This is a genomic window from Streptomyces longisporus (genome assembly GCF_039532765.1).
GTDB classification, from domain to species: Bacteria; Actinomycetota; Actinomycetes; order Streptomycetales; family Streptomycetaceae; genus Streptomyces; species Streptomyces longisporus.
The window spans coordinates 1-4,085 of sequence record NZ_BAAASG010000020.1 but is presented as its reverse complement, the minus strand read 5'-3'; the positions used below and the strand labels follow the sequence as shown (position 1 = coordinate 4,085).

The following is a 4,085-nucleotide window of genomic DNA, read 5'->3' as shown; positions in this document are numbered from 1 at the left end:
AGCACCACAGCCCGGTGCTCAAACACCGACCGCGACACCGCCAACGACCAGCCGACTTCAGCAGCCCCCAGCCCCGGCCGCCCCACCACCCACTCCCGCAACCGCCCCGTCTGCGCCACAAGCGCCTCAGCCGAACGACCCGACACCAACCACACACCCACACCCGACACCACCGGCACCACCGGCTCAGCTACGTCAGACTCATCCGACGCCTCGGCCGCAGGGGCTTCCTCGACGATCACGTGGGCGTTGGTGCCGCTCATTCCGAACGAGGACACACCCGCCCGGCGCGGGCGCTCGCCCGCCGGCCACGCCACCGACTCCGTCAGCAGCTTGACGTCGCCCGCCGACCAGTCCACATGCGGCGACGGCTCATCAGCGTGCAGCGTCCGCGGCAACTGCTCGTGCTGGAGTGCCAGCACCATCTTGATCACACCCGCCACCCCTGCGGCGGCCTGCGTGTGACCGATGTTGGACTTCACCGAACCCAGCCACACCGGCCGGTCCTCGGAACGCCCCTGCCCATAGGTCGCCAGCAGCGCCTGCGCCTCGATCGGATCACCCAACGTCGTACCCGTACCGTGCGCCTCCACCACGTCCACGTCAGCCGGCGTCAACTGACCGTTGGCCAGGGCGGCCCGGATCACCCGCTGCTGCGACGGACCATTCGGCGCCGTCAGACCATTCGACGCACCATCCTGATTCACCGCACTGCCACGCACGACTGCGAGGACCGGGTGCCCGTTGCGCTGAGCGTCCGACAGACGCTCCACCACCAGGACGCCCGCGCCCTCACCCCAGCCCGTGCCGTCCGCATCCGCCGAGAACGCACGGCACCGACCATCCACCGACAGACCCTGCTGGCGGGAGAAGTCGATGAACGTCGCCGGCGTCGCCATCACGGTCACACCACCGGCCAACGCCAGCGAACACTCACCCGACCGCAAAGCCTGACCGGCCAGATGCAACGCCACCAACGACGAGGAGCACGCCGTATCGACCGTGACCGCCGGACCTTCCAGGCCCAGTGCGTAGGAGACACGGCCGGACAGCACACTGGTGGCGTTGCCCGTCATCAAGTGACCCTCAACGCCGCTCTGACCGCTCAGCGCAATACCGATCCCGTACCCGGACGCGAACCCGCCCGCGAACACACCAGTGGCCGAGCCCCGCAGCGTCCCGGGGTCGATCCCGGCCCGCTCGAGGGCCTCCCACACCGTCTCCAGGAGCAGCCGCTGCTGCGGATCCATCGCCAGCGCCTCACGCGGACTGATCCCGAAGAACCCCGCATCGAACTGCGCAGCCTCCCGCAAAAACGCACCGGACTGCGTATACGACGTCCCCTCACTGCCCCGGTCCGGGTCGTAGACCCCCTCCAGGTCCCAGCCCCGGTCCGTCGGGAACCCGCCCACCGCATCACCACCGGAGGCAAGCAACTCCCAAAACGCCTCAGGGGTCACCACGCCCCCTGGGAAGCGGCACGCCATCCCCACGATGGCCAGCGGCTCGTCAGAAGCCCCGGCAGCCACCACCGGCGCGGCAGAGCTCAGTTCACCCGTCAGCTCCCCGCGCAGGAACCCGGCCAGAGCAAACGGCGTCGGGTAGTCGAACACCAGGGTCGACGACAGCCGCAGCCCGGTCGCCGACGCGAGCCGGTTACGCAGCTCCACCGACGTCAGCGAGTCAAAACCGAGATCCTTGAAGTTCTGCCGATCCTGCACCGCCTCAGCCGACGCATGGCCGAGCACAGCCGACACCTCGACCCGCACAAGATCCACGAGCACACGCTCCTGCTCGCTACGGCTCAACCCCGCGAGCCGACGGGCCAGTTCACCCTCACCACGTGGGGCACTCTCAATGCTCGGACCGGCCATGGTGAGCCGCTGGATCTCCGGGAGATCCCGCACCAGCGGCATCTCTCGCATGTGTGCGGCTTCGGGTGAGGAGGCCAGTTGGGGCCAGTCGACATCCATGACGGTCAGTGCAGGATCGGCGCCTTCCAGCGCCTCGCCGAGCGCGCGCACCGCCAGCAGCGGATCCATCGCCGGCATCGCCCCACGCCTGACTCGCGCCCGCACCGCGTCACTCGACGCGGCAAACCCGCCACCCGCCCACGCACCCCACGCCACCGAAAGCGCCGCCAGACCACGCGAACGACGACTCTCCGCCAACGCATCCAAATACGCATTGGCGGCCGCATAGTTGCCCTGACCCGCCGCACCCAACGTGGCCGCAGCAGACGAGAACAGAACGAAAGCCTCCAAATCGAGGTCCGCGGTCAGCTCATCCAGCAGGGCCGCGCTCACGGCCTTCGCCGCCAGCACCCTCTCCAACCGCTCCACCGAAAGCCGGTCCACCACACCGTCATCCAGCACACCCGCCGTATGCATCACCGCAGACAACGCACAACCATGCGACGCCGTCCACGCAAGCAGCCCGCCCACCGCCGAACGCTCACTCACATCACACGACACCACATCGACCGCACTACCGGCCTCAGCCAGCTCCGCGACCGTCGCCGCCACGCCCGGCACCGACGCCCCGGACCGGCTCGCCAACACCAGCCGCGGCGCCCCACGCCCGGCCAGCCACCGCGCCACATGCCCCGCAATCGCACCCGTCCCACCCGTCACCAGCACACCACCCCGCGGCGACCACCCCACCCCAGCCCCATCACGCGGCCGCGACGCATGCACCAGACGACGACCGAACACCCCCGCCGACCTCACGGCCACCTGATCCTCACCACAACCGGCCAGCACCCCCACCAGCCGCGCACCAGCCCGCTCGTCGACGACCTCCGGCAGATCGACCAACCCACCCCAACGATCCGGATGCTCCAGCCCCACCACCCGACCCAGACCCCACACCTGCGCCTGAGCAGGAGCGCCAAGCACCTCCCCCGGCCCCGCTGCAATAGCCCCCCGAGTAGCCACCCACAACGGCGCCGCAACCCCGACATCACCCAGCCCCTGAACAAGCGCCAACGACGCAGCCAGCCCACAGGCCACCGCCGGAAGGTCGGGCAGCGGTTCCTCGTCCAACGCCAGCAACGACAACACGCCTGACACGTCGAGCACATCGGTGCTCTCCAGTTCAGCGCTGATCAACGCCGTCAGATCCGCGCGAGCGCCCCCCAGCCCGGCCGGGACTTCGACCACGACGACCTGGGCGCCGCGCCCGCGCAGCACCGCCGCACAGGAGTGACGCAGTTCGACCGCAGTCGGCTCGGCAGGCGCCACCAGCAGCCAAGTCCCGTGCAGCACAGGAGAATCCGGCTCGGCGACCGGCGCCCACGACACCCGGTAACGCCAACCAGCCGTCACCGACCGGTCCAACTCCCGCCGACGCCACGACGCCAATGCAGGCAGCACCTCGTGGAAGGGCAGGGCACCGTCGACAGCCAATGTCTCAGCAAGCTGAGTCAGGTCGCCGCCCTCAACCGCCGCCCAGAACCGCGCCTCAGCCTCGACACCCGTGAGTTCGCCGTGCTGGTCGACGTTCGACGAAGGGCCAGTCGGCAAATGCAATTCGCCCTGCGGCCAGTACCGCTCGTGGCGGAAGGCGTAGGTCGGCAGTTCCACCGTCTCCGCCGGGGGCAGCACCGCCTTCCAGTCCACCACCGCGCCATGCACGAACGCCCGCGCCAGACCAGCCACCACACCCGAGGCATCCGTGTCGCCCCGCCGCTGCAACGGAACGAACACCGCCTCCTCAACCCCCACCACCGCATCCGGACCCAACGACGACAACGAACCATCCGGACCGATCTCCACGAACACCGAGACACCCTCAGCAGCCAGCGTCGCCAGCGCATCCCCGAACCGCACCGCCCCACGCGTCTGGCCCGGCCAGTACTCCGCCTCGCACTCGGAGACCAGCGCACCGGTCAGCGCACCCGCCCACAACACCTGCGGCCGCTGAAACTCCAGCTCCGCAGCAACCCGGCCCAACTCCTCCACCACCGGATCCATCGCCGGCGAGTGGAAGGCATGCGAGACACGCAACGGCCGTACACGGCGGCCCTGTTCACGCCACAACTCCACCACCCGGGCGACCCCATCCTGATCACCCGAAACCACCAC

General features: G+C 69.5%; 1 protein-coding gene. It reads right to left on the bottom strand.

Annotated features, from left to right (window positions below):
* A partial coding sequence (locus tag ABD355_RS35805) for an SDR family NAD(P)-dependent oxidoreductase (RefSeq protein ID WP_344405146.1) occupies positions 1–4,046 on the bottom strand: 4,046 nt, incomplete at its 3' end.
* Positions 4,047–4,085: the final 39 nt, after the last annotated feature.